This window comes from Candidatus Limnocylindrales bacterium, from assembly GCA_035571835.1.
In the GTDB taxonomy this organism is placed as follows: Bacteria; Desulfobacterota; Binatia; order UBA1149; family CAITLU01; genus DATNBU01.
This window is the reverse complement of sequence record DATNBU010000040.1, coordinates 72480-98734: the sequence shown is the minus strand read 5'-3', so window position 1 is coordinate 98734 and position 26255 is coordinate 72480. Positions and strand designations below refer to the sequence as shown.

The 26255-nt window shown below is 65.9% G+C and carries 23 protein-coding genes; 13 read left to right on the top strand and 10 right to left on the bottom strand.

Annotated elements, in window-relative coordinates; translation table 11 throughout:
- From VN634_19325 to dprA, 4 genes are all read right to left on the bottom strand, one after another.
- The coding region (locus VN634_19325; GenBank protein HXC53047.1) for a hypothetical protein at nt 1-1587 on the bottom strand (1587 nt) is incomplete at its 3' end.
- Between the two features lie 2 nt (nt 1588-1589).
- On the bottom strand, nt 1590-3029 hold the full coding sequence (gene trmFO, locus VN634_19320; GenBank protein HXC53046.1) for a methylenetetrahydrofolate--tRNA-(uracil(54)-C(5))-methyltransferase (FADH(2)-oxidizing) TrmFO: 1440 nt from the start codon (nt 3027-3029) through the stop codon (nt 1590-1592).
- Between the two features lie 267 nt (nt 3030-3296).
- Nucleotides 3297-5690 (bottom strand): type I DNA topoisomerase, encoded by a 2394-nt coding sequence (topA, locus tag VN634_19315; GenBank protein ID HXC53045.1) that lies wholly within the window; start codon nt 5688-5690, stop codon nt 3297-3299.
- Nucleotides 5691-5768: 78 nt separating this feature from the next.
- Complete coding sequence (gene dprA, locus VN634_19310) at nt 5769-6956, bottom strand: DNA-processing protein DprA (GenBank protein HXC53044.1); 1188 nt, start codon at nt 6954-6956, stop codon at nt 5769-5771.
- Nucleotides 6957-7136: 180 nt separating this feature from the next.
- On the opposite strand from dprA, the gene VN634_19305 reads away from it, so the two are divergent.
- The gene (locus tag VN634_19305; GenBank protein ID HXC53043.1) at nt 7137-7508 is read left to right on the top strand and encodes a hypothetical protein; all 372 of its coding nucleotides are present in this window, start codon (nt 7137-7139) and stop codon (nt 7506-7508) included.
- A 70-nt stretch (nt 7509-7578) separates the two neighbouring features.
- Here VN634_19305 and VN634_19300 read toward each other — a convergent pair whose 3' ends face one another.
- Nucleotides 7579-8745, bottom strand: a complete 1167-nt coding sequence (locus VN634_19300) for a hypothetical protein (GenBank protein HXC53042.1) — start codon at nt 8743-8745, stop codon at nt 7579-7581.
- Here VN634_19300 and VN634_19295 point away from each other — a divergent pair.
- Nucleotides 8744-9598 (top strand): DUF72 domain-containing protein, encoded by an 855-nt coding sequence (locus VN634_19295; protein HXC53041.1) that lies wholly within the window; start codon nt 8744-8746, stop codon nt 9596-9598. The genes VN634_19300 and VN634_19295 overlap by 2 nt on opposite strands.
- A gap of 131 nt (nt 9599-9729) precedes the next feature.
- Here the strand turns inward: VN634_19295 and VN634_19290 are convergent, their stop codons facing one another.
- Nucleotides 9730-10308, bottom strand: a complete 579-nt coding sequence (locus tag VN634_19290) for an aminodeoxychorismate/anthranilate synthase component II (protein ID HXC53040.1) — start codon at nt 10306-10308, stop codon at nt 9730-9732.
- A gap of 160 nt (nt 10309-10468) precedes the next feature.
- On the opposite strand from VN634_19290, the gene VN634_19285 reads away from it, so the two are divergent.
- On the top strand, nt 10469-11512 hold the full coding sequence (locus VN634_19285) for an RluA family pseudouridine synthase (protein ID HXC53039.1): 1044 nt from the start codon (nt 10469-10471) through the stop codon (nt 11510-11512).
- On the opposite strand, the gene VN634_19280 is transcribed toward VN634_19285, so the two are convergent.
- Nucleotides 11416-12402 carry a LysR family transcriptional regulator gene (locus tag VN634_19280; protein HXC53038.1) on the bottom strand — a complete coding sequence of 329 codons (987 nt, stop codon included), beginning with the start codon at nt 12400-12402 and terminating at the stop codon, nt 11416-11418. The genes VN634_19285 and VN634_19280 overlap by 97 nt on opposite strands.
- Nucleotides 12403-12490: 88 nt before the next feature.
- Here VN634_19280 and VN634_19275 point away from each other — a divergent pair, with 88 nt between their 5' ends.
- Genes VN634_19275 through VN634_19265 form a run of 3 tightly spaced genes read left to right on the top strand, consistent with a single transcriptional unit; the run spans nt 12491 to nt 15081 of the window.
- Entirely contained in the window at nt 12491-12883 is a 393-nt protein-coding gene (locus VN634_19275; protein ID HXC53037.1) for a DUF2849 domain-containing protein, read from the top strand.
- Between the two features lie 4 nt (nt 12884-12887).
- Entirely contained in the window at nt 12888-14555 is a 1668-nt protein-coding gene (locus VN634_19270; GenBank protein ID HXC53036.1) for a nitrite/sulfite reductase, read from the top strand.
- Between the two features lie 40 nt (nt 14556-14595).
- Complete coding sequence (locus tag VN634_19265) at nt 14596-15081, top strand: DUF934 domain-containing protein (protein ID HXC53035.1); 486 nt, start codon at nt 14596-14598, stop codon at nt 15079-15081.
- A gap of 8 nt (nt 15082-15089) precedes the next feature.
- Here the strand turns inward: VN634_19265 and VN634_19260 are convergent, their stop codons facing one another.
- Entirely contained in the window at nt 15090-16712 is a 1623-nt protein-coding gene (locus VN634_19260; GenBank protein HXC53034.1) for a Ppx/GppA phosphatase family protein, read from the bottom strand.
- Between the two features lie 2 nt (nt 16713-16714).
- Nucleotides 16715-18865 (bottom strand): polyphosphate kinase 1, encoded by a 2151-nt coding sequence (gene ppk1, locus VN634_19255; GenBank protein HXC53033.1) that lies wholly within the window; start codon nt 18863-18865, stop codon nt 16715-16717.
- 209 nt (nt 18866-19074) lie between these two features.
- Between ppk1 and VN634_19250 the strand changes: the two genes are divergently transcribed.
- The 5 genes from VN634_19250 to VN634_19230 all read left to right on the top strand — a co-directional run bounded on the left by VN634_19250 (nt 19075) and on the right by VN634_19230 (nt 23645).
- Nucleotides 19075-19710: a glutathione S-transferase N-terminal domain-containing protein gene (locus VN634_19250; GenBank protein ID HXC53032.1), complete on the top strand. Its 636-nt coding sequence runs from the start codon at nt 19075-19077 to the stop codon at nt 19708-19710.
- A gap of 109 nt (nt 19711-19819) precedes the next feature.
- The gene (locus VN634_19245; GenBank protein HXC53031.1) at nt 19820-21340 is read left to right on the top strand and encodes a YifB family Mg chelatase-like AAA ATPase; all 1521 of its coding nucleotides are present in this window, start codon (nt 19820-19822) and stop codon (nt 21338-21340) included.
- Between the two features lie 204 nt (nt 21341-21544).
- Nucleotides 21545-22210, top strand: coding sequence for a glutathione S-transferase family protein (locus VN634_19240; protein ID HXC53030.1), 666 nt, complete (start codon nt 21545-21547; stop codon nt 22208-22210).
- 137 nt (nt 22211-22347) lie between these two features.
- Complete coding sequence (locus VN634_19235) at nt 22348-22956, top strand: HD domain-containing protein (protein HXC53029.1); 609 nt, start codon at nt 22348-22350, stop codon at nt 22954-22956.
- A 227-nt stretch (nt 22957-23183) separates the two neighbouring features.
- Nucleotides 23184-23645, top strand: a complete 462-nt coding sequence (locus tag VN634_19230) for a Uma2 family endonuclease (protein ID HXC53028.1) — start codon at nt 23184-23186, stop codon at nt 23643-23645.
- An 87-nt stretch (nt 23646-23732) separates the two neighbouring features.
- Here VN634_19230 and VN634_19225 read toward each other — a convergent pair whose 3' ends face one another.
- On the bottom strand, nt 23733-24380 hold the full coding sequence (locus VN634_19225) for a helix-turn-helix domain-containing protein (protein HXC53027.1): 648 nt from the start codon (nt 24378-24380) through the stop codon (nt 23733-23735).
- Between the two features lie 53 nt (nt 24381-24433).
- On the opposite strand from VN634_19225, the gene VN634_19220 reads away from it, so the two are divergent.
- Together VN634_19220 and VN634_19215 are read left to right on the top strand one after the other, a co-directional pair.
- Nucleotides 24434-24901 (top strand): hypothetical protein, encoded by a 468-nt coding sequence (locus VN634_19220; GenBank protein ID HXC53026.1) that lies wholly within the window; start codon nt 24434-24436, stop codon nt 24899-24901.
- Nucleotides 24902-25050: 149 nt separating this feature from the next.
- Nucleotides 25051-25974, top strand: a complete 924-nt coding sequence (locus VN634_19215; protein ID HXC53025.1) for a LamG-like jellyroll fold domain-containing protein — start codon at nt 25051-25053, stop codon at nt 25972-25974.
- The last annotated feature ends 281 nt before the right edge of the window (nt 25975-26255 follow it).

Below are 26255 nucleotides of genomic sequence, written 5' to 3'. Positions count from 1 at the left end.
TCCCTGGTAGATGCGTGCGAGATTCTTTGCCGCATCGGCGCCGCCGTCGATGCCCATGCGCTCGAGCACGGCTCCCGCATCGTCGAAGCGGCCGTCGCTGATCTGTCCGAGCACCGCGAGCGCGACCGGATCGGCTGCCTGGTCGCGGCGCGGATCCTCGCCCGGACGCATTTCGAGAAAGCGCAGGAACAACTCGTACACCCGGTGCGTGACGCGATCCCAGTCGTGCTCGAAGCCAGCCACTTCGTCGGGCGACAGCGGCGCGCCGCGCCGGCCTGTTCCGTAACCGAGCCGCCGCGCGAGCCAGCGCAGCCCTTCGGGCCGGAGCGGCAGTGTCTGCGTCTGGCGTTTCTCCTCGACCTGGATGGCATGCTCGACGTTGCGCAGAAATGCGTACGCGCCTCGAAGGTCAGCGGCTTCCTCCGAGGAAAGCAGTGCGTGGCGCTCGAGCGCATCGATCGCGCGGCGCGTCCCCGCCCCGCGAACTTCGCGAACGTGGCCGCCGTGGATGAGCTGGAGCACCTGCACGACGAACTCGAGCTCACGAATTCCGCCGCGGCCGATCTTCACGTTGCGGATGCCGGGCTTCTCGAGCGCGAGCTCGGCATCGATGCGGTCTTTCATTCCGCGCAGGTCTTCGATCGTGTCGAAGTCGAGGTGGCGCCGGTAGACGAACGGCTCGAGCGCTGCCAGGAAGCGCTCGCCGAGGGCGAGATCGCCGGCAACCGGCCGGGCCTTGGCCAGCGCCCCGCGCTCCCACGTGTCGCCCCACCCCTCGTAGTAATCGAGCGCGACACCGATCGGGTTGACGGGCAGTCCGTTGATGCCTTCGGGCCGCAGCCTGAGGTCGACGCGAAACACGACGCCGTCCTGCGTGACGTCGCCGATCGCGCGCGTCACCGCCGATGCGAGATGCGTGAAGAATTCGCGCGCTGGCCGGCTTCCCGCCTGGACGCGGTCGGATTCGTAAAGGTAGACGAGGTCGACGTCGGAGCTGAAGTTGAGCTCGCAGCCTCCGAGCTTTCCCATCCCGAGCACCACGAAGCCGAGCGGCCGGCCGTCCTCGCCGAGTGCGTCTCCGCCGCTGCGAACGAGCAGCACGCGCGACTGCGCAACGGCAATCGAGATCGCGACGTCGGCAAGCGTGGTCAGCGACGTGATCGTCTCGTCGAGCGTTGCCAGCCCGAGCAGGTCGCGCGCGCCGATGCGGTACATCTCGGCCGCGGCCATGCGGCGCAGCTTGCGGCCGAGCGTTGCCGCGTCGTCGTCCGCAGCGACGCCGCCCGCATCGGCGAGCGCTTCGCGCGACGGCGGCGGGTTTTCGTACGACTTCGCGAGCACCGGCCAGCGTTCGGCGGAGGAGACGAGCTGGCGCGCGAAGTACGGACTGGCGCCGACGACGACCGCAAGCGCTTCGAGCTCGGCCGCCGGCCATGCCAGCAGCAGCTCGGGCCCGGCCGTCTCGACGAGCCGCTCGAACGCAGATTCGGCGTGCTCGGGTGACGGAGCCGCTTCGATGGCGAGCACAAATGCGCTCTGCCACGGCTGCGCGGCCTGGCGCACGACGGATTCGAGCGCCGGACGCATCGTCAGATGGTCGTCGTCGCGGGAGTTTCGATCGTGCTGGCGTCGCCGGGACCGTCGTGCGCGCGTCCGGCGCCGGAAGCCGCAGCGTCTGCGCTGCCGTCCTCGTGCTGCGCAATCACCGGCATCCACCACGCGTGGAAATCATTGTCCGCGCGCATCGCCATCGCCTCTTTCTTCTCGAGACCGCGTGCCGCCTTTTTCCCGCCCCGACGCGCCGCCGCGGCAAGCGGCGGGAACAGGCCGTAGTTCGCATTCATCGGCTGGAAGTCGGTCCTGTGGCGGTCGGTAATGTACGCAAGCAGCGAACCGAGCGACGTCGTCGGCGGCGGATGGTGCGGCGCCTCGCCGCGCGCAAGGCGCACCGCATTGATCCCGGCAAGAAGCCCGGTCGCCGTCGATTCGACGTATCCTTCGACACCGACGAGCTGGCCCGCCACGAAAAGATCGTCGCGCGTGAGCGTCTGCAACGTCGGCCGCAGCGCCTTCGGCGAATTGATGAACGTGTTGCGGTGAAGGCTGCCGAGCCGCACGAACTGCGCATTCGCCAGGCCGGGGATCATCCGGAACACGCGGCGCTGCTCCGGATACGTCATCTTGGTCTGGAATCCGACCATGCTGAACAGGCGGCCTTCGCGATCGTCCTGTCGAAGCTGCACGACCGCATGCGCGCGGCGGCCGGTGCGCGGGTCGTTGAGTCCGACCGGACGCATCGGTCCGAACGCGAGCGTGTCGCGGCCGCGCCGCGCAATCTCTTCGACCGGCATGCAGCCTTCGAAATGGATGCAGCGCTCGAAGCTCTTGAGCGGCATCTTGTCGGCCGCGAGGATTTCATCGACGAGTCGCTCATACTGCTCGCGGTCGAGCGGGCAGTTGATGTAGTCGTCTCCGCCCTTTCCCCAGCGTGCCGCGCGGAACGCAATGTCCATGTCGATCGAATCGGCCGTCAGGATCGGCGAAATCGCGTCATAGAAATACAGGTGCGTGCTGCCGACGAAGGTCGCGAGCTCGGCCGAAAGCGCCGGCGACGTGAGCGGCCCCGTCGCGAGCACGACGATGCCGCCCTGCGGAATCGACGTGATCTCCCCGCTGTGGATCGCAACGTTAGCGAGCGAACGGATCTCCTCAGTGATGCGCTCTGCAAAGCGCACGCGATCGACGGCCAGCGCCGACCCCGCCGGCACGCGCGTCTCATCAGCGATGCGGAGAATCAGCGAGTCCATCGCGCGCATCTCGCGCTTGAGCAGCCCGACCGCCGTCGTCAGCGAATCGTCGCGAAGCGAATTCGAGCAGACCAGCTCGGCCAGCATCCCGGTCTGATGCGCCTCGGTCGAAACGTGAGGGCGCATCTCGAACAGGTCCACGCCGAGCCCGCGCCGCGCGATCTGCCACGCCGCCTCGCTGCCGGCGAGTCCACCACCGACGATCGTGATTCGCTGGGTCACAGCGCGGCCTCAGAAGCCGCGGACAAGCGCGCCCCACCGAACCCCGCGGGCGGTGCGGGTGCGTCGGCGTGCGAGTCGTTCCGCAGCGATGCGAGGACTAAAGCGAGCGCGCCGATGCACCCGCGCCGACCGCGCGCACTACCGGAACCCGCGGGCGGTGCGGATGCGTCGGCGTGCGAGTCGTTCCGCAGCGAAGCGAGGACTAAAGCGAGCGCGCCGATGCGCCCGCGCCGACCGCGCGCATTACGGAAATCCGCGTGCATGCGTTCAAGCTTCTTCCTGAAGCACGGGCCCTTCGTCCATCGTCTCCGAATACGTGCAGCCCTCGCGAGTGCAGCGCCGCACCGTGCCGGCGCGCTTCGTCGTCTTCTCGACGATGAATGGTGCCTCGCACTCTGGACAAGGAGTTTCGACCGGACGATCCCACAGCGCGTACTTGCAGTCCGGATAGCGGTTGCAGCTGTAGAAGATCTTGCCGCGCCGCGAGACCTTCTGCACGAGCTCGCCTTCGCCGCAGCCGCCGAGATCCTTCGGGCACTGGATCCCGAGCGGAATCGCCTGATTGGCCGACTTGATGTTCTTGCACTCGGGATACGCCGAGCATCCGAGGAAGCGGCCGAACTTGGAGAACTTGTACGTCATCGCCGAGCCGCACTTCTCGCACGTCTCGTCGGTTTCCTCGGCCTCGTCGAGCACCACCGAGCCGTCTTCCTTGCGCGTGAAGTTGGAAGTGAAGCGGCACTCGGGGAAAGACGGACACGCGGCGAACTCGCCGTTGCGTCCCCACTTGATGACGAGCGTCTTGCCGCACTTCGGGCACGGCAGCTCGGTCTCGCGCACCTCGCGCTTGACGTCGCGCATCTCGAGCTTGGCGCGGTCGAGATCGGCGCGGAACGGTTTGTAGAAGCCGCGCGTCGCATCGAGCCAGCCGCTCTTGCCTTCTTCGACGTCGTCGAGCTTGTCCTCGAGCTCGGCGGTGAACTCGGCGTTGAGGATGTCGGGGAACGATTCGACGAGAAGGTCGGTGACGAGCGTTCCGAGCTCGGTCGGCACGAGGCGGCGCTGCTCATCCTGGCGCACGTACTCGCGCCCGATGATCGTCGACATGATCGTCGCGTACGTCGACGGGCGGCCGATGCCGCGTTCTTCCAGCTCGCGGATCAGCGTCGCCTGCGAGAAGCGCGGCGGCGGCTGTGTGAAGTGCTGCGTGGCCGCGAGCGACTCGAGCGCGAGGCGTTCGTCGGGCGAAAGATCCGGCAGCGAAGCCGCATCGTCGTTCTCGTCGGGCGCGTCGCGGCCTTCTTCGTACACGCGCAGGAAGCCTGCGAACTTGAGCACCTGACCGCTCGAGCGGAAACGCCCGCCGGCGGCTTCGATGTCGACCGAGGTCTGGTCGTAGATCGCCGGCGACATCTGGCTGGCAAGGAAGCGGTTCCAGATGAGCGTGTAGACCTTGAATTCGTCGGACGGCAGGAACTGGCGCACCTTGTCGGGCGGATAGTCGAGCGACGTCGGACGGATCGCTTCGTGGGCGTCCTGCGCGCTTTTCTTGCTCTTGTACTGGTTCGGCTGCGACGGGGCGAAAGCGTCACCGAACGCGCCCTTCACGTACGAAAGCGCCGCGACCTGTGCGTCGGGCGAGACGCGCGTCGAATCGGTACGCATGTACGTGATCAGGCCGGTCGTGCCTTCCTCGCCGAGATCGATGCCTTCGTACAGACGCTGCGCCGCGGACATCGTGCGCCGCGGCTGGAACCCGTGCTTGCGCGACGCTTCCTGCTGGAGCGTCGACGTGATGAACGGCGGCGCCGGCCGCCTTTGCCGCTCGGTGCGCTTGACGTCGGTGACACGCCAGTCGGTGGCCGCGCGGAAACGTGCTTCGAGCGCGCGAGCCTGCGCTTCGTCGGAGATGAAGAACCGTTTGTCGGCCGCTTCGGCCGAAGCACCGTCGCCGTTCGTGCTGACGACCGCTTTCAGGTTTCTCGTGTCGATCTTGTTGCCGTCGACTTCGACGAGCCGCGCGTCGAACATCTGCGGCTCGCCCCTGGCCGCATCCTGAAACAACCTGGCGGTCAGCTGCCAGTACTCGACGGAAACGAATCCCTGGATTTCGCGCTCGCGTTCGACCAGCAGCCTCACCGCGACCGACTGCACGCGGCCGGCCGAAAGCCCGCGGCGCACCTTGTCCCACAAGAGCGGGCTGATCTGGTAGCCCACCAGGCGGTCGATCACGCGGCGGGCCTGCTGGGCCTCGAACTTGCTCGTGTCGATGTGGCTCGGCGTCTTGATCGCCTTCTGCACGGCGCTCTTGGTGATCTCGTTGAAGAGGACGCGGTGGACTTCGCCCTTGAAGTTCTTCGGGACGACGTGCTCGCGGATGTGGAACGCGATGGCCTCGCCCTCGCGGTCGGGATCGGGCGCCAGGTAGATGCGCTCCTTGCCCTTGGCCGCCGCCCTCAGGTCCTTGATGACCTTGGCTTTGCCGCGGATGACCTCGTAGTCGGGCAGGAAGTCTTTCTCGACGTCGACGCCGAGCTTGCTCTTGGGGAGATCGACCAGATGGCCGACCGAGGCCTCGACCTGGAAGTCGCGCCCAAGGTATCGGGCCAGGGTCTTGGCCTTGGCGGGCGACTCGACGATGACGAGGTTTCTGGCGGGCATCTCTTTTCTGTAGTTCCTTGCTGCTTGTCTGGCTGCGTGTCGGCGTCAGGTAGTCTAAGGATGGCGACGGCCACGAAATCACACGCCCCGGACCGTCGCTCGAAAGCGTCCATGGTCCTCACGGCGAACCAGGCCGTCCAGTTCGAGGGCCGTTAACAACGTCAGAACTCGTGTGCCGTCAAGCGCGGTCGCCGTCATGATCTCATCCGGGGTGGCGGCACCGGCGCGGATTGCAGTCAGAAGCGAGGCTTCGTCGGGGCTCATCGTTGCAAGGGAAATCTTCTTTTCGTGCAAGTGTTTAGAGGTCGTTAGTTCGATCCGTTTCGAGAGTCCGCGAACGATGCGGAGATCGGTCAGCCGGCAAAATGGCGGAGCGCCGTCGACGAGCAGCTGGTTGGTCCCTTCGCAGGCCGGGGAGTCGATCGGACCGGGAACCGCGAAGACCTCGCGGCCCTGCTCCAGCGCGTGACGGACGCTGGCCAGCGAGCCGCTGCGATGGCTCGCCTCGACGACCACCGTCGCAGCCGAAACGCCGGTGATGATGCGGTTGCGGTACGGGAACAGCCACGCGAGCGGTCGTGCCCCGGGCGGCTGCTCGGAGACGAGGCTGCCGCCTTTGTCCACGATGCGGTCGGCAAGCTCCCGGTGCTCGCCGGGATAGACCCGGTCCAGACCACCGGCGAGCACCGCCAGCGTGCGGCCTGCCTCGAGTGCACCGCGGTGCGCCGCCCCGTCGATCCCGCGCGCGAGCCCGCTCGTGACCACGATGCCCGCTTCGGCCACCTCGCGGCCGAGACGCCGCGCCGTTCGTTCTCCATATGCGGTGCACCGGCGTGCCCCGACGATTGCGACCGAGACCAGCGCTGCGTTCTCATCGTCGGGGTCCGCCTCCCTGCCGTCCGACAGCTTCGATGGAGGAGCGCCGCGAAAGAACAGCACGATCGGCGGGTCGGGGATGCCGGCGAGGATTTCCGGGTAGCCAGGAGAGCCCCTTGGAGCGATCTCGATCGCGAGACGCCGGCACGTCTCGAGCACCTTTGCGGAGCGTGATGCAGCGTCCCGCAGCAGTGCGATCGCCGCCGGCGATGCGCCGCTCGTCGCCAGCTGCTCGTCATCGGCCGCAACCACCTCGGCGGCTCCGCCGTACGCATCCGCCAGTCGGAGCCACGCACCGGGGCGCCCATCGATGCACAGCGACAGCGTCAGCCACGCGAGCAGCTCGGGCTCGCTCAGGCATGCGCCCTCGGCGGCTCGGTCGGTACCCATTGCCGCGTGCTAGCGCGTGCGAGGCTCCGCCATCAATTCCATGCGAGCCATAAAGCGTGCGCATGGGGGAATCGCACTTCCGGGGTCAAAGAACCGGAACGACATTGGCGAGCGTGAATAATGGTGCGCGGGCCGGGGTCGCGTTCACGAGTGACCCGCATCGCGGGCAAGGAGATTGCCATGTCGAAATGCGATTCCAGACATACCAGCACCACCAAAATTCCGCTCGACAAACGGGAGAGGCACCCGCACCAATCCGGGCAGGAATACGAATACGGCGAAACGCCGCAGACAGGACTCGGCGGAGCGGGCGCCGGCAGCGATCCGGACGCGCAGTGCGCGCGTCGCGGCGATGCGCCGTTCGCACGCGAAGACGAGTCGTCGACGCGGCAAGGCGGCGGCGGAAGCGAAGACCAGGGATTTGCCCGCGACCGCGACGACAAACATCCCGCGCGCAAAGGCGGGCGCCGCGCGAAGTTCGATGACAACGAGCCGCAGACGAACATCAAAGGTCAGCACGGCATCCCGGCGGACGTCGAGCACAGCCGTTGAGACCGATGCGCACCGTGTGCTTCGGGGTCGGCGGCCGAGGTCGTCGAGGTCAGCACACGGTGCGGTCCAGTCAGGCGCGCGACGCTTTGCGCGCGCGCTTTGACGTGGCCGCCCTGCGTCCGGCTTTTTCTTCACGCCGGCAGCACTGCAGGAACGACACCGTCGCCTTCTCGAGCGGGCTGAGCGAAGTCGCCCGCGCCCTCGTGGCTGCGGCGAGCCGTGAGCTTGCGCGCGAGTTTGCGCCGGGAAGCTTGCCGTCGGTGTACCTCTGGATGACGTACGGATGAATGTAGCAGCGGCGGCAGACCGCGGGCGTGTTTCCGAGCCTGGACGCCACCGCGCGCACGCCGTCGCTGAGGTTCCGCTTGATCTCGCCTGCTCCGTCGCACTGCCGCTGCTGGAGCTCGGTCATCGCGAGCACGGTTCCCGTCCACGTGCGGAAATCGCGCGCGCTGTAGTCCGCGCCGCCTGCGGCCTGGTGCAGGTAGTCGTTCACATCGCGTGACGTCACGTCGCGGCGCTCGCCGTCGTCGTCGTAATACTGGAACAGATCCTGGCCGGGAATGTCCTGGCAACCCTTGACGATTTTCGCGAGGCGCGGGTCGCTGAGCTCGACTTCGTGCTGCTTGCCGCTTTTGCCTCGGAAGCAGAAGCGGATCACGCCGCCGCGAATCTTCGCGTGCTGGTCCTTGAGCGTGGTGAGCCCGTACGACTTGTTGTCGCGAGCATACTCCTCGTTGCCGACGCGGATCGCCGTCAGGTCCATCAGGCGAACCACCGCGGCGAGCACGCGCTCGCGGCCGAGGCCGCTGCGTCGCAGATCGCGCGCGACGTTGCGGCGAATCTTCGGAACCGTGCGGGCGAACTCGATCAGGCGGTCGAACTTGGTCGAGTCGCGCACGTCGCGCCATCCGGGATGATAGCGATGCTGCTTGCGGCCGCGCGCATCGCGACCCGTTGCCTGCAGATGGCCGTTGGCCGTCGGGCAGATCCATACGTCCTTCCACGCCGGCGGAATGACGAGCGACCGGATGCGCTCGAGGTGCTCGCGCGAGCGAATGGTCTTTCCCTTGTCATCGACATAGCGGAACCCCGCGCCGGAACGGATGCGGCGAAAGCCGGGGCGGTCATCGGTAACGTAGGTAAGACCGGCCTCTGCTGCCGACTCGATGGCGGTCTCGATCGAGTCCTTCGATGGCGGCGGAGCGTTTCGGGATTTCGACGAGACGCGCCTCATGCGGACGCGTCGCGACGCGGACGAGTCCGACCTTTTCGACGTGCGCGTTCTTGCGCTGCTGGATCGGGAATGCGCTGCTATAGCGTGTTTCATGGATCGCCTTTTCGTCGGCACCAGCGGATGGATCTACAAGAGCTGGGGCGGATCGTTTTACCCTTCCGGTTCCGGACGCGTCGACCGCCTCGAATTCTATGCGGACCATTTCCGATCCGTCGAGATCAATGCGAGCTTTTATCGGCTGCAGAACCCCGAGGTCGTGCGCGGATGGTACCGGCGCTCGCCGCCGGGATTCCGCTTCGCGGTCAAGGGCAGCCGCTTCATTACCCATATGAAACGGCTTGCGGTCGAGCCGCAGTCGATCAAGGTCTTCTTCGATCGTGCCCGGCTGCTCAGGGAGAAGTGCGGTCCCATCCTGTGGCAGCTTCCACCGACGATGCGTTTCGATCCCGAACGGCTCGACCGCTTCCTTGCGTCTGTTCCCAGGCGCTTCCGCCACGCCGTCGAGTTCCGCCATCCGTCGTGGTACGAGAGCGACGAGACGTTCGCGCTTCTGGCGAAGCATCGCGCGGCGCACGTCTGGCTGAGCTCGCTTGCGATGCCGGAAAACACGACGCGCACGACGGATTTCGTCTATCTCCGCTTTCACGGTCTCGCGGGCGGAGCCGCCCACGACTACACCAAGGCCGAGCTGCGGCCATGGGCCGAGCTGTGCCGGCAAGCCGTGAGCTCCGACATCGACGTGCACGCGTATTTCAACAACGACGCGAACACGCGCGCGCCGCTCAACGCCAGAGTCTTTCGCGACATGGTCGAGTCGGGCCAAGTCGCCGTCAGGCGACGCCGGACTGCATGACGGGCCGTACGACTACACGCGCAGCGGAGATTGCCGACTACTGAAGCGAAGGCGTCGACGTCGAGATCCTTCCGCCGCGCAGGCTGCGGCGAACGAACTGAACCGCCGGCTGGCGTGGTTCGCGCCGTGCGTTACGCGGCTTTGGCGTGCTTCGGCAGCGTCGCGAGGAAATTTGCGAGCAGGTGCTTGCCCTCGAGGGTCAGGATCGACTCGGGATGAAACTGTACGCCGTCCACAGCCAGCGTGCGATGGCGAAGCCCCATGATCTCGCCTTCGTCGGTCCACGCGCTGATCTCGAGCACGTCGGGCAGCGTGCTGCGCTCGACGATCAGCGAATGGTAGCGGGTGGCGATGAACGGATTCTCGAGGTCGCGGAAGATCCCGCGTCCGTCGTGGTGGATCAGCGACGTCTTGCCGTGCATCAACCGCGGCGCGCGAATGACGCGCCCACCGAAAACCTGTCCGATGCTCTGATGCCCGAGGCACACGCCGAGGATCGGAATACGTCCTGCAAACGACTGGACGAGCTCGAGCGAAATTCCGGCCTCGTTCGGCGTGCACGGTCCGGGCGAAATCACGATGCCTTCGGGAGCGAGCCGTTCGATACCGGCGATGTCGATCGCATCGTTGCGATGCACTTCGACGTCGGCACCGAGCTCCCCGAGATACTGCACGAGGTTGTAGGTGAACGAGTCATAGTTATCGATCATCAGCAGCATCGGCGAAGATTAAACGGACCGCGCGGCGAATGCACTTTCCGTCCAACGCCAGGTCGGCAACATCGGCATCGTCGCCGACGGTCATCAAGTCGGGATGCCCGCCGCGACGTCTCGCGCTGGCCTCTCGGCCGGCTTTTGGTTATCCGCATGCATGCCGCCGACCGCAGCCATCCGGCACGTCGTCCCGCCGGGCATCGAGTCCGTGCGGCTCGTCGATTATCTCAAGGCGTGCCTGGTCGCCGTTCCCGTCACCGAAATCGGGGACCTCATCACCGGCGGCTTCGTTGCCATCGACTCGCGAGACGGGGGCTCCGCGTTTCGCGGGCGGGATACCGACAATCGCGGTCAGGTGGGACGGACGATCGACAGGCTGAACGGCGGCGACCGGATCTCGATCGACGCCGCAGAGCTCGCCCGCCTCGAAAGCACGTCGCGATGGAATCCGCCGTGGGACCACCCTGTCGCGATCCTGCATGAAGACGACGACGTGCTGGTGGTCGCAAAGCCTGCCGGGATGCACGTGCATCCGCTCGCGGACCGGCGCGAGCGCACCCTCATCAATGCGCTCGTGTTTCACGCCGGGGTGCGGCCGGGCCATCCGTGGGGAAACTGGCGGCCGCATGTCGTGCAGCGGCTCGACCGCGTGGTGGCGGGTCTTCTCGTCGTCGCGAGAAGCGCCGAAGCGAAAGCAGCCCTGGTGCGCGAACAGAAACGCGGCGAGCTCTCGCGCACCTACGTCGCGATGGTCTCCGGCGTGGTCGAGCGCGACGCGGGAATCATCGATGCGGCAATCGGACGCGATCCGCTAGTGCGCGGACGGCGCTGCGTACAGGCCGACGGAATGCAGCGGGCGATCACGCACTGGAAGGTGATCGCGCGCCGCGAGGATCGCACGCTCGTCGAGCTCCGTCCCGAAACCGGACGCACGCACCAGCTTCGCGTGCATCTTGCGAGCATCGGACATCCGATTCTGTTCGACGACCTGTACCAGCCCGCGGACAGCTCGCCGGACGCATCATGCGGGCAATCGGCAAGCCGCGAGATTGCGCAGAACCACGCGCGGGCAATCGCGCTTCACGCCAGCGAAGTTCGCTTCCGTCATCCGCGAAGCGGAGATTTCCTGTGCTTCCGCTTGGATCCGCCCGAAGACTTCGGCGTCGTTGCGGCACCGTCGCTCTCGCCGGCCGCGCCGTAGCGCTCGCGCAGCAGCGCGAGGAATTCGGTCGCCGCCGGGCTCGGCCGCTTTCCCCGCAGCGTCACGCAGTGCAGCGCGCGGTGGATGCGCAGATCGGCGAGCGCCACCTCGCGCAACCGACCGATGTCGCACTCGAGCGTCACCGTCAGCCTCGAAACGATCGCGACGCCGAGACCCAGCACGACGGCATTCTTGATGGCTTCGGTGCTGCCGAGGACCATGTGCGGCCGGACATCGACTCCGCGCCCGGCAAGCGCGGCTTCGATCACCTCGCGCGTTCCCGAGCCGGCTTCGCGCACGATGAACGGAACATTTGCCAGCTCGGCAGCATGAATCGACGTGACGCCGGCAAGCGGGCGCCCGGACGCATGGGGACCGGCGATCAGGACCATCTCGTCGTGAAGGAAGACTTCGGATTCGAGCGGCTCGGCGTCGGCGAATCCTTCGGTCAGTCCGACGTCGAGCTCGCCTTCGAGCACGTCGTTCTGGATCGCGCGCGTGTTGCCGATCCTCAGATCGATCGCAATGTCGCGATGGCGCACGGCGAAGTCGCCGAAGACCTGCGGGACCAGATAGCTGCCGATGGTCGTGCTGGCGCCGACCGCGAGGTGTCCGCGATGCAGGCCGAGCAGCTCGCCGAGGTCCTGCTCGGCCGCGCGCTCCTCGGCAAAAATTCGGCGTGCACGCTCGCCGAGCATCTCGCCGGCGGCGGTTGCGCGGATGCCTCTCGGAAGCCGGTCGACCAGCCGCGTGCCGAGCGCCGCTTCGAACTCGGCGAGCTGCCTGGAAACCGCAGGCTGGCTGATGCGAAGAGCCGAGGCCGCACCCGTGATCGACCCCTGCTCCAGAACCTCGCGGAATATCCTCAGATGATTGAGGTTGAGCGGCACGACCTGAGCGTAGCATAACTAATGGGCATGGTCGTCATAGATATTATGCCTTTTGTATATTCCCCAACCGGCGTCATAATCGCCGGTCATGGCTACCCCGAAGGGAACACATTTCGTCGTAACCGCGAACTTTCTCGCCAGCGGCGGGCCGGCGTACCGCCGCACCGACCGAAGCTGGTCGCCGCGTCTCCAGGACGCGCATCCTGTCGCAACCGAAGCCGAGCGGGACGCGATGCTGGCGGAAGCCGTGCTCGAGGAAAGCGAGGTTGCCGACGCCTACGCGTTTCCCGTGCGCCTCGAAGGCTCGCTCATCGACCCGCTGACCGCTCGCGAGGAGATCCGCGCGAGCGGGCCGAGCGTGGCGTACCGAAGGCCCGACCGCACCGGGCCTTCACCGTCCGGCAGCCCGGGTCAGGCCGAGCACGCGCCGCACGCAGCGGGTGCCGCGCAGGCCGAGCGCGCGGCGCAGGCAGAAGGATAACCCGATGTACCAGTACGACCGCTACGACCAGACCATCGTCGAAGAACGGGCGCGCCAGTTCCGCGGCCAGGTCCAGCGCCGCATCGACGGCGAAGTCACCGAGAACGAGTTCAAGCCGCTGCGCCTGCAGAACGGCCTCTACATGCAGCTTCACGCGTACATGCTGCGCATTGCGGTCCCGTATGGCGTGCTCAGCAGCAGGCAGGTCCGCAAGCTCGCGCACATCGCACGCACGTACGATCGCGGCTACGGGCACATCACGACCAGGCAGAACATCCAGTTCAACTGGCCGCATCTCGGCGACGTTCCGACCATTCTCGACGAGCTCGCGTCGGTCGAGATGCATGCCATCCAGACCAGCGGCAATTGCATCCGCAACATCACGAGCGATCCGTTTGCCGGCGTTGCGCCCGACGAGATCGAGGATCCGCGCCCGTACTGCGAGCTGCTGCGCCAGTGGTCGACGTTCCATCCGGAATTCGCGTTCCTGCCGCGCAAGTTCAAGATCGCGATCACCGGTACGCCGTCGCACGACCGCGCCGCGATCCGATTCCACGACATCGGCATCCGCATCGTCGACAACGCCGAAGGCAAGCGCGGGTTCGAGATCTGGGTCGGAGGCGGCATGGGGCGCACGCCGTTCATCGCGACGGCAATCCGCCCGTTCGTCGAGTACGCCGATCTTCCCGCGTATCTCGAGTCGATCCTGCGCGTCTACAACCTGCACGGACGGCGCGACAACAAGCACAAGGCCCGCATCAAGATCCTCGTCGACGAGATCGGCGCCGAAGAGTTCACGCGCTGGGTCGAGGAAGACTTCGCGCGAAGCAGGAGGCCCGAGCTTCTGCTCGAGCGCTCGGAGGTCGAGCGCATCGCGGCATTTTTCCAGCCTCCGGCGTATCAGCCGGAAGGCTCGGCGCGCGGCGATGCGGCGGCGCTCGCCGAACGGATGCGGACGGATGCGGCCTTTGCACGCTGGCGCAAGACCAACGTGCTGTCGCACAAGGTTGCCGGCTACAACATCGTCGTGTTGTCGCTCAAGCATCCAGGCATTCCGCCGGGCGACATCAGCGACACGCAGCTCGATCGCGTGGCCGACCTCGCCGACCGCTACAGCTTCGGCGAGGTGCGGACCACGCACACGCAGAACATGGTGCTGACCGACGTGCGCGACGCCGACCTCGCGGAGCTGTTCGACCAGCTCGTCGCGCTCGACATGGCAACGCCGAACTTCCGGCTGCTGTCGGACATCATCGCGTGCCCCGGGCTCGACTACTGCGCGCTCGCCAATGCGCGATCGATCCCGCTGTCGCTCGAGCTGTCGCGGCGTTTCGACGACATCGACTACCAGGAAGACATCGGTCCGTGCAGCATCAAGATCAGCGGATGCATCAATGCGTGCGGGCATCATCACGTGGGCAACATCGGCATCCTCGGCATCAACAAGAACGGCGAAGAGGTCTACCAGCTGATGCTCGGCGGACACGACAGCGACTCCGCGTCGCTCGGCCGCATCCTCGGTCCGGCGCTCAAGGAGAACCAGGTCGCCGACGCGGTCGAGAAAGTGCTGGCGAAGTACCTCGCAGTGCGCAACGGCGACGATGAGATCTTCCTCGACTGCTACCGGCGGCTCGGACCAGAGCCGTTCAAGGAAGCGGCCTACGCGGCATGAACAGGGCACGTCGGAACGACCGCAAAGCGAGGCGCACGCGATGAAAGTTGTAAGAAACAGGCGGATCGTCGACGACGCATGGCATCTCGTCGCCGATGACGAGACCGCCGGCTCTCACGCGATCGTGAGCCTCGCGCGCTGGAACGCGGAAACACCGACGCTCGTCGCCGCCGGCGAGCCGATCGGCGTGCTGCTGCGCAGCAACGAGTCGCCAGATGACGTCGCGGAACGCGACAGGGCGGCGCTCATCGCCGTCGACTTCCCGTCGTTCACCGACGGCCGCGGTTACACGACCTCGCGCATGCTGCGCAGCCGGCACGGCTACAAGGGCGAAATCCGCGCAGTCGGCGACGTCATGCGCGACGAGATGTTCCTGATGAGCCGCTGCGGGATCGATTCATTCGCGGTCAAGGCCAGCAAGGACATCGAAAAAGCGCTCAGCGCGTTCGACGATTTCTCGGTCACGTACCAGGCCGCCGCCGACGACGAACGCCCGCTGTTCCGCCGCGCAAGCCGCGGCCGCTAGCCGGACTGCTACTTCTTCTTCTTTGCGCGTTTGTCTCGGGCCGCGGGTTTCTTGCTGCGCGAGGGCCGGGCTCTTTTGCCGGAGGGCTCAGCGGATTCCGGCGCATCGTCAGAGACTTTCGCGGGCTCGGCGCTCGCCGGCGAGCCCGAAAACACCAGATCCTTGCCGAAAGCCTGGCGGAAGCGCCTGGAAACATACGCATCGTCCCAGCTCGTCATGCCGGGATCGGAAATGACGAACGCACTGCCCTTCGTCTTTCCGCGTGCGGCGGTCGCAAGACCCGGCGGCCGCCGCTGCTCGATCGCATCCGAAAGACACAGGAGCACACCGGCGCGCTCGAGTGCGTCGTAGTCGTCCGCAGCGAGCGGCGGCGAACATTTGCGCGGATCCCAGCCTTCCACGTCGGCCATCTCGACGATCGACGACAGGATCGCGATGCCGCGATGACTGAAACCCGCAAGCCCGCTCGAGCGGATCATCTCGCCGCTGTGCGAATGCATCCGGTAGAAGTCGATGCTGCGCCCCGCGTCGACGACGATGGCCGCATGCAGCAGCATCTCGCGCCACGTGGGATCGGGAAACGGCTCGAGCTGGTCGTACAGCGACAGAACGATGCGCGCGCGGCGCACGGCTCGTTCCCGCTCGCAGCTCGCGAAGCGCGCGGCGAAGGCACCGATGGCCATTTTGCGGACATGTTCGGGCGACGGCAGCTGACCGCCGCCCGCCGCAAGCACCGAGCCTTCGCGCATTCCATAACCGGCGACGAGAAAACGAGTGCCGCCGCAGGCCTCCAGGATCGTCTCGGCAACGATACCGCCGGCAATGATCGAATCCGCGCGGCTCGAGTTGAGACCCGGCAGCGATCCGCGCGAAGCGGAGTCGCGCGACAAAAACAGCGCGCGCAGCTCGCGCAGCCGCGCGAAGCTCAGCTCGTATCCGTGAAGCCTCAGGATCGGATAGCTCCAGTGCTTGGCCGCGACCTTCGCCAGGTTGCGGACTGTGCCGCCGGTACCGATCACGCGCGCGCCGTCAGCGAGTTTTCCTATCTTCTCCTTGGCCAGCAGACGTCGTACGTGAAGACGCAGCTTCTGGATCTCGGACGCCGCCGGCGGATCGGACTTGAGGAAGCGATCGGCAAGCCGCAGCGCACCGAGCGGAAGACTCGTGGTACGCTTCTGGCGGCGACCGCGAAAGTGCGTGATCTGCGCACTGCCGCCGCCGATGTCGAAGACGATCCCGTCTTCGACCGGCAGGCCATAGACCGCGCCGAGAAATCCCGCCCGCCCTTCTTCGTCGCCGTCGAGGATCAAAAGACGGATGCCGCTCTCCTTGCGCGCGCGCGCGAGCAGCTCGTCCTTGTTGCCGGCTTCGCGCAGGGCCGCAGTGCCGAATGCGAGGATCCGGCCGGCGCCGGCGCCGTCGGCGAGCTTTCGAAAGTCGCTGAGCAATCGCACGGCGCCGTCGATCGCCTTGTCGCGAAGCAGGCCTTTCTTGTCGAGCCCGCGGATCAGCCGCAGCGAGACGTGCTCGTCCGCAACGACATCGAGAACGCCGCCGGCGGTGGCACGGAAAACGACGATGCGGGCGGAGTTCGATCCGAGATCGATGACGGCAATGACCGAATGCTGCAAGTTCAATCCTTGCGCCGCCGCCGGCGTGAGGGACGCTCGGGCTTCTTCTGACTCGCGGCGAGCGCAAGGAATACTTCCTGCGAAGCGCGGCGCGGCTCTCCGGGTGCGGGCCTGCGCCGCGTGTACGAGCCATCCGGGTTGCATTCCCAGCACGAGTAATTGTCGGAGTCGTAGACGTCGAGAATGGCCGCCAACTCGCGCCGGGCCTCGGCATCCTCGACGGGCGCGACGCTCTCGACGCGACGGTCGAGGTTGCGCTTCATCCAGTCGGCCGACCCGAGGAAGTATTCGGGTGAGCCGCGGTTGGCGAATTCGTAGATGCGCGCGTGCTCGAGAAAGCGGCCGACGACGCTGAACACGCGGATGTTCTCGGAAAGTCCGGGTACCTGCGGTCGGATGCAGCACAGCCCGCGCACGTGCAGCACGATCGGCACGCCCGCACGGCCGGCTTCGTACAGCTCGCGGATCAATTCCTGATCCTGCAGCTGATTCATCTTGGCGCGGATTCCCGACGGGCGCCCAGCCTTCGCGTTCTCGGCCTCGCGCCGTATGCGTTCGATGAAGCGCGAGCGCATGTCCTGCGGCGCGACGATCAGCTTGTCGTACGCGCGCGACTTGAGCGCTCCCGTCAGCTGGTTGAACAGCATCGCCACGTCGCGCGCCAGCGGCTTGTTGGAGCTCAGCAGGCCGATGTCTTCGTAGATTCGTGCGGTTCCGGTGTGGTAGTTGCCGGTGCCGATGTGCACGTACTGGCGAAGCTTGCTTCCCTCTTCGCGCACGACGAGCGCAAGCTTGACGTGGGTCTTAAGCTTCTCGACGCCGTACGAGACGTGCACGCCTTCGCGCTCGAGAAGCTGCCCCCACGCGATGTTCGGCGCTTCGTCGAAGCGTGCCGTGATCTCGACCAGCACGGCAACCTGCTTTCCCTGGCGAGCCGCTTCGGCGAGCGCACGGATGATCGGCGAATCCCGATTGGTCCGATAGATCGTGATCTTGATCGCGAGCACCTTCGGATCCTCGGCCGCCTCCGCAAGGAAGCGGACGACGGACGACTCGAAGCTGTGGTACGGGTGATGAAGCAGGATGTCGCCTCGCGCGATCTCCTCGAAGATGGAAGGCGGCGTCTCGCCCACGTACGAGCGCAAGCGCGGATGATCGACGGGCTCGTGCGCCGGCAGCAGCAGGTTGTCGGCACCCGCCACGCGCAGCGACATCATGTCGCTCAGGCCGAGGAACACCGAGCTCGGATAGATGTCGTCGATCGAAACGCGAAGCTGGCGGCCGAGCCACCGCTGGAGCTCGACCGGCATGTCATCGCTGACCTTGAGGCCCGAGACTCCGGCGAAGCGCCGCGCCTTCAGATCACGCGTGACCTGCCGGACGATGTCTCCCGGCAGCAGGCTGTCGCCGTCTTCGGTGTCTTCGGTTTCGTTGACCTGCCCTTCCGCGGACCGCGTGACCTGGAACAGATACGGCCGGAACGGTCCGCTTCCGACGAGCACGAGGTCGAGGTTGGCCGCAATCACCTGCTCGATCGCGACGAAGCCGCTGGTGCCGGGAACGGGAACCCATCGTGAGCGGTTGGTCGGAACCTTGAGCTGCACGATCCGCTCGCGTCCGCCCGACGAGCCGGGCACCAGAATCAGAAGGTTCAGGCCCTGCCCGCCGATGAACGGAAACGGGTGCTCGGCATCGATCGCCAGCGGCGTCAGAACCGGCAGCACCGTCTGTTCGAAATCGTCGCGCAGCAGCGTGCGCTGCTCGTCGATCAGCTCGTCCCAGTCGAGAAGCGGAATTCCGGCCGAACGCATCGCGGGCAGGATTTCTTCGACCATCAGCAGGGAGACGATGCGGATCTGCTCGCGGATCTCGGAGCGGCACGCCGCAAGCTCCTCGAACGGAGTGCGGCCGTCGACCGATCTCTTGCTGCTTCCCTTGCGGCATTGCTCGAGCAGTCCGCCGACGCGTTTCATCAGGAACTCGTCGTGCAGCATCGCGTGGATGCCGACGAACTTGACGCGTTCGAGAAGCGGAAGATCGACGTCGGCCGCTAGCTCGAGCACGCGGCGCGCGAACGCGAGCCAGCTCAGCTCCCTGTTCAGGAACGCCTCGGGTGCATCGAGCGAGATCGTCGTGGCCGCGTCGGTTTTCATCGGAAATCGCCGTCCCCATCGCCCGAAAGCCGGTCAGTCCGGCAGCCGGAAGGAGGACCGGTTCACTAAGGACGGCGGACAGTGAAGTGTCAATGTGAGCGTATGGTTAGATTGCCACGCATCGGGGTAGGTCGCGAGTGCGACAAACGGCGCGCCGGGTTGCATCGTGGCCGCGAAAAGGTCAGCAGCGGCACCGAGGAGTACACCACATGATCGATCTGTATACGTGGACCACGCCGAACGGCCGCAAGGTTTCGGTTCTGCTGGAGGAGCTCGGCCTGCCGTACAAGACGATCCCGGTCGACCTTGTCAAAGGCGAGCAGCACACGCCCCAGTTCCGGGCCATCAATCCGAACGGCAAGGTCCCGGCCATCGTCGACCACGATGCCGCCGGCGGACCGCTGGCGATCTTCGAGTCGGGCGCGATCATGATCTACCTCGCCGAAAAGCACGGGCGCTTCCTCGCGACCGAGCCGCGCGAGCGCGCACTCGCCCTCGAATGGCTGATGTTCCAGATGGCGGGCATCGGTCCGTTCCTCGGCCAGGTCAACTACTGGATGAACACGCATCCGGAAAAGCTCGCACCGGCGATCCAGCGCTATCTCGACGAATCGGTGCGGCTGATGACCGTCTTCAGCGGCGCGCTCGATGGGCGCGAGTATATCGCCGGCGACTATTCGATCGCCGACATGGCGAGCTATCCGTGGATAGCAGCCGCGTGGGGACCGTTCTCGGCGATGATGCCGGACAAGGTGCGCGAGATGCCGGCGCTCGGCGCGTGGGTAGAGCGCGTCGGGGCGCGCGATGCGGTGAAGCGCGGGATGGCAGTGCCGAAGGTTTCGTAAGCGCGGGCTATCGGCCTGGCTGCGGCTCCGCTGGCCGCGTGTAAACACCAACGCTGATCATGTCGGCGGTGTCATTGACGTCGCACGCACGATCGCGCGAGAACGCCGCGTGTACGCCGTCACGCGAACCGCCGCGCACCAGGGAGTCGACAGCTACCTCGTCGAAGTCGAAGCCAGCATCGCGACCGGGCTTCCGTACTTCATCATCGTCGGGCTGCCCGACGCGGCGGTACGAGAAGGCGCCGAGCGCGTGCGTACAGCCGTTCGCGACGCGTTCGGCTCATTTCCTGGCTCGCGGTGCTCGGTGAATTTGTCTCCGGCTTCGCGCCGCAAGGCCGGTTCGGGCTTCGATCTCGCGATCGCGGTGGCGATCGCGGCCGCGGACGGAAAAGTTCCCGCGCAGAACATCGCGTCGGCGGTGTTCCTGGCCGAGCTCGGGCTCGACGGATCTTTGCGACCCGTCGCGGGCGCCCTGCCCGCCGCAATCGCGACCGCGCGCGACGGTCCGAAGCGCATCGTCGTCGCCAGGGACAATGCGCGCGAAGCCGCACTCGCCGAGGGCGTCGACGTGTTCGGAGCCTCGACGTTTCGCGAAGCGCTCGACCTCGTCAAAGGAAATTTCACGGCGACACCGGTTCGCACAAATGCCGCTGCGCTGCTCGCGGCGGCTTCACGCAACGACGACGTCGACATTGCGGAGGTTCGAGGCCTTCGCGTCGCCAAGCGCGCGCTGGAGATTGCGGCCGTCGGCGAGCACCCGCTGCTGTTTTCCGGACCGCCCGGTGCCGGCAAGACGATGCTGGCGCGAAGGCTGACGACGCTGTTGCCACCTCTGACCGTCGCGGAAGCCATCCAGACGACATCGGTCTACAGCGTCGCCCGCGCCAAGGGCGATGCGGCGCTCGTGCTCGAGCGTCCGTGGCGCGCGCCGCACCACACGACGTCGGGCGCGGGCCTGGTCGGCGGCGGCTCCTGGCCGCATCCCGGCGAGATCAGCCTCGCGCACAACGGCGTGCTGTTCCTCGACGAGCTCCCCGAGTTCTCGCCGCGTATCCTCAATCAGCTTCGCGAGCCGCTCGAGGACAAGAAACTGACGATCAGCCGCGCGGGCGCGAAAGTTACGTTTCCGGCGCGGTTTCTGCTGGTGGCGGCGATGAACCCGTGTCCATGCGGGTACTGGCGGACGGGCTTGAGGGAGTGCCGCTGCAGCGACGGCGATGTCGCGCGTTATCGCGCACGCATCAGTGGACCGCTGCTCGATAGAATCGATCTTTATGTCGACGTTCCCAGCATCGATGTGGACGAGTTGCGGACGGACACGAACGAAGAAAGCAGTCCGACTGTTCGCGCACGTGTTTGCGCTGCGCGCCAACGGCGGCAACGCAGCGCCGCCACGTCTCTCTCCCCGAATGCAGAAAGGCTGCTCGCGCGTGCGTCACGCTCGATGGCGTTATCTGCACGCGGCATCTCGCGAACGATTGGTGTGGCGCGCACCATCGCGTGCCTGGACGGAAGTGACGAGACCGACGTCGCACATGTTTCAGAAGCGTTGCAGTACCGGGTGCCGACCGACGAGGCCGCATCGCTGGAGCGACGAGAGACAGGAGTGAAGCGAGCACGTGTGGCTTGATATTCAGCCGGCCAGGCCATGTGTAGTGGCCTTGATTGCCCGCTGTCTGTCTCACAACCGGCCGATCGCAATACCGGCTGGAGTCGTCCGTACGTCAATCGCGCGAAGCAAGATCACGCTGCGTTCTGCGCGAAGCGATTGACGGCTCGAATCGTGGGCTCATCGTCATTTCGGCCGATCGAATACAGGCCTATCGTTCGCGCCATGACGACCAGCACGACGCTCTACGCAATTCCTTTTGCCTGTTCGATGGCACCGCACATCGCGCTTCGGGAGGCGGCCGTCCCGCATGACGTTTCATGGGTCGCGCGCGGAAGCCTGGCCATGGCGGACGGACGCAAATACCGCGATGTGAATCCCAAGGGGAAAGTCTCGGCCCTCAGGCTGCCGGACGGCTCGATCGTGACCGAGAACATCGCCGTACTCCTCGCAATCGGCGACCTTGCACCGGATGCCGGGCTGTCCTCACCCGCCGGCAGCGAGAGGCGACTGCGACTCTACGAATGGTTGAGCTTCATCTCGACCGAGCTTCACAAGCAGGCATTGTGGGCCCATTTCGATCCGGACGTGCCGCAGGCGATGAAGACGCACGTCGCCGAATACGTGCTGCCCAAGGTGCTTCCTCATCCCGAAGCGGCGTTGCAGCACCGACGCTTCCTTATTGGCGACGATTTCTCGCTGGCCGATGCTTACCTGTTCTGGACCCTGGTGCTGCTTCCGCAGCTCGGAGTCTCGCTGGAGGATTATCCGGCCCTGCTGGCGTTTCGTGATTCGGTCAAGGATCGCCCGAGCGTGGCGCAGACTCTCGATCTGGAACGAAGCGGACTTCTTGCTTCGTCTGCGTTCGGCTCAGCCGGGAATACGCAGTGAGTGCCGTCGGCACGCTTCCATGGGCCCGTCGTCGTGGCGGTCGCCTGACCGTTCGAGACCGTTTCCTCTTCGTCGCATCCGCACTGCGCAGCCGCGCGCGAAGACGACGCGAGGCAGGTCATCCGCCCGCGCTGCGGGTGGAGAGACTCGACCTGGCAGGTCTTCGCTTCATCGACAGTGCGCTGGTCAAGCGAACATTCGAGCACGCGGAGGAGGTCTACCAGCCGTGGCTGCTCAACCACTGCATACGCACCTATTATTGGGGAGGGCTGCTCGGCCAGCTCGAATCTCTCAACGTCGATCGCGAGGAGCTGCTGGTGGCATCCCTTTGCCATGACCTCGCTCTCGCGTGCGAACCACGGCCGGGTTCGGAGAAGGAGTGCTTCGCGGTGCGCGGCGCCGAGATGGCCGAAGCACTGCTTCATGACCACGAACGCCCAGCGCTGGCGCCGACGATCGCAGAGAGCATCACGATGCATCTGAACATTGCACCCGCGCCGGTCGCTCCGCCGTACCTGAACTACCTGCTGCAGCAGGGCGCATCGATCGACGTGGTCGGATGGGACCTGGCCAAGGTGTCACCGCGCAAGGCGGAAGTCGTCGCGCAGTATCCGCGGCTCGACCTCAAAAAACACCTGGTCGAGGTGCTGAGCCGCGAAGCCGAAGCCCATCCTGGTGCGAGACTGGCAATGATGGTGCGATTCGGCTTTTTCCAGTTCATCGCGGACGCGCCGTATGAGGAGTGAGCCATGAACCGCTCTGCGATCGCTGTCGTAGCCGCGAGCGCCGTCATGCCCGTACGTTGCGTCGATCATGCCGGCGACTACACTCGGAGGTCGATGCCCATGGAGACTGCATTCCGCTCCGAAGAGCGTTTCACGAAGGCCGAGTTCTTCGAGTGGCTTGAGAGCCGGCCGAGGGGGGACGTCCACCGCTACGAGCTGCTCGACGGGCAGGTCGTCATGTCACCGCCATCCAGGTCGGGACATGGATCGGTCGGTTTCAAAATCGTGACTGCGCTCGGCGACTATCTTCGCACGACGGCAGCCGGCGGGGATATGATTCGAGCACCGGCTACGAGCTGCCAAGCGGCGACGTGCTCGAGCCGGATGTCTCGTTCGTTTCTGCGGCTACGCTCTCGCGCGGTCCAAAGCCCGATCCCGACGCGTTCCTGAGGCTGGTGCCCGACCTCGTCGTCGAAATCCTGTCGCCGTCGACGGCATCGCGAGATCGCCTCGAGAAGAAGAAAATTTACGAGAAGAACGGCGTCGGCGAGTATTGGATCGTCGATCCAAGGTCTCGTCGCGTCACGATCTTCTGCCTGGAAGGCGAAGCTTACGGTGAGGCGAAACAGATCATGCGCGGCGCCGCCGAGTCCTCGGTGCTGCCGGGGTTCTCGATCCTGCTCGACTCGGTCTTCGCGGAGCTCGACTGACCGGACGGGACCGCGCACCATCGCTCGACTCGACTACGGTGATGATGGCAATCCCGGTCGGCCGAAACCATGACGGTGTTCGCGAGATCAGCGCCGCGGAGCGGCGAGGGCCGTAGCTCCGGTTCTGCGCCGCGGTCTGCCCGGCGGCTCGACCAGGAACGTGCCGGTGCTCAACTCCTGCACCTTCCGGATCAGCTCCTCGTGCTTCCAGCCTCGTTCCGTAACGAGTCGCTGATAGGTGTCCACAGAGAGCATTGAGTCGAGCACGTCCACGGCTTGCTCGATCTTCCAGCCCGGACGCAACCGGCCTTCCGCTTCGAGTCGTGACACCGCTGCGCGCAATGCGCCGCGCCGGAGCTCCATGCGATCGCGCCACGCGGCGGCAGCTGCGGCGTCCGACACGGCAGCGGCGGCAAGCGTGAGCGACAGCTCGTGCACACGGGCTTCGATCTTGATGCTGGCGCGGATCGTGGCGGCCAGCATTTCAAGCGCGGTCCGCGCTTCGGAGATGGGCCGCGTCAAGTCGTCGATTTTTTCCGCTGCATGGACGTGCCGCACGAGCTCCAGCAGAAGGTCCGCCTTGGAAGCAAAGTGCGACTTGTAGACCGCCTGCCGGCTCACACCCGCGGATTCGGCGATGTCTTCGAGTCCCACTCCGTGAAAGCCGCGCTCGAGCAGCAGCTTGCGCGCCGCCTCAAACAAACGGGCCCTGGTATCGTCTTTTCTGGTTGACACTACGTAAACCTCGGTGTTAGTTTACATCACGTCAACCCGAAGGAGGAACCAGAATGAGAATTCATCACTTCACCGTTCCTGCCCACGACCCGAAACGTGTCGCCAGTGTGCTGGCAGAGGTGCTTGGCGCGCGCGTCGTTCCTATGCCGCACCCGCACGGCTCGCTCCTGGTATACGCGGGTGACAGCGACGGCAGCGCCATCGAAATATGGCCAGCCGAGACACGCGGCGGCGTCGGAAGCGGGCGTCTCGAGCTGAGCAATCTGCCACTGCCCGAGGCGTGGCCCCATCATGGTTACGTGACGACCGATGCCTGCGACGCGGACGCGATCCTGGCTGCATTCGCGCGCGAGGGCTGGAGGGCCGATCTGGTGCACAACGGTCCGCCGGGTGCCGGCTTCAGCCTGGTGCGCGCATGGATCGAGAATCACGCGACGATCGAGATCGGCGGCCGCGAAATGCGCGCCGAGTACGAACGCTTCTTCCGCGAAGCCACTGCAACACCGGTCGCCGCGGCTTGACGCGGCGCGGGAGACGTCGTCAGCGGATCGAACGGCACGCTCGGGATGCTGGCGGAATGGGAGCATGCACATCGCGCCTCACCCTCACCCGGGCTACCGGGCCGCCGTCCTTCCCCGCGCACCGACAAATACGATATCTTCGCGGGCATATGTCCGACCGCAGCATCCTTCGCACGCTTCCTGCGCTCGCGGCCTTCGCCGTTCTCCAGCTTCCGCCGTTGCTGTACGTGTCCACCGTCCATGCGGGACTGACCCACGAATGGCCCGCGGACGGCGACGCGCTCGACGCGGTCGGTGATGCCGACGGAACGCTTTCCGGCGGCACGACGTTCGGACAGGGCCTGTTCGATGAGGCCTTCGTGTTCGACGGCGTCGACGACGAGGTCAGCTTCGGACAGACCGCGGGCAACTTCGGAAACAGCGACTTTACGATCGCATTCGTCATTCGCACCACGAGCACCGGCGTCGTCGAGGGAGTTCTCGGAAAGCGGTCGGTCTGCGCGTTCGGCTCGTTCTGGGACATTCGTACGCGCGGGCACGGAGACCTGAGCCTCGAAGTCTACGAGACCGATACGAATCTCGGAACGACGACCACCCGGCCGATCAACGACGGGCTGTTTCATACGGTCGTGTTCACGCGCGAAGGTACGGTCATGAGGTCGTACGTGGATGGCTTCCTCGATCAGGAGATCGATCGCGGCACGGCTGCGAACGTTTCCAATGACGCATCTCTGGTTGCCGGCACCAGCGCATGCACCGCACAAGACCAGACGATTCACTTTACCGGCACGCTCGACGAGATCCGGCTTGCGAACACGGCCGACAAGGATCTGCTTCCGCCGTTCTTCCACTGCGGGGATGCGAACCGCAATGCATCGATCACGGCGACGGATGCGCTCGACGCACTGCAGACCGCGGTCGGCCTCGAAACCTGCGACTTCTGCCTTTGTGACGCGAACGGCTCGGGGGGAATCAGCGCCGGTGACGCTCTTCTGATTCTGAAATTCGCCGTAGCCCAGCCGGTGGCACGGCTTTGCCCGATCTGTGAAGTCGAATTGCCGGGCGTGGGATAGGGCCGGAGATGCGTGCTGCCGCGTTCCGCCGCGCGGCAAGCGGCGCAGCCGACGGCATGCAAGGCTTCAGCGACCCTGAACGTTCCGGTCCGGATCGGCGCCCGAGTCTCTCGTCTCAACGCCCGCACCGGCCCGGACACCCTGTCGTCCGCCGCCGACGTTTACGCTTGGTACATTTCCGCCATGCGTCTGTTCGCGAAGATTCGGCTCACTGTTCGTAGCGTCCGCGCCTCCGGAGACGCCGCCCGGGCTTGCGTCGAGCTTCGTTCCGACACCGAGGC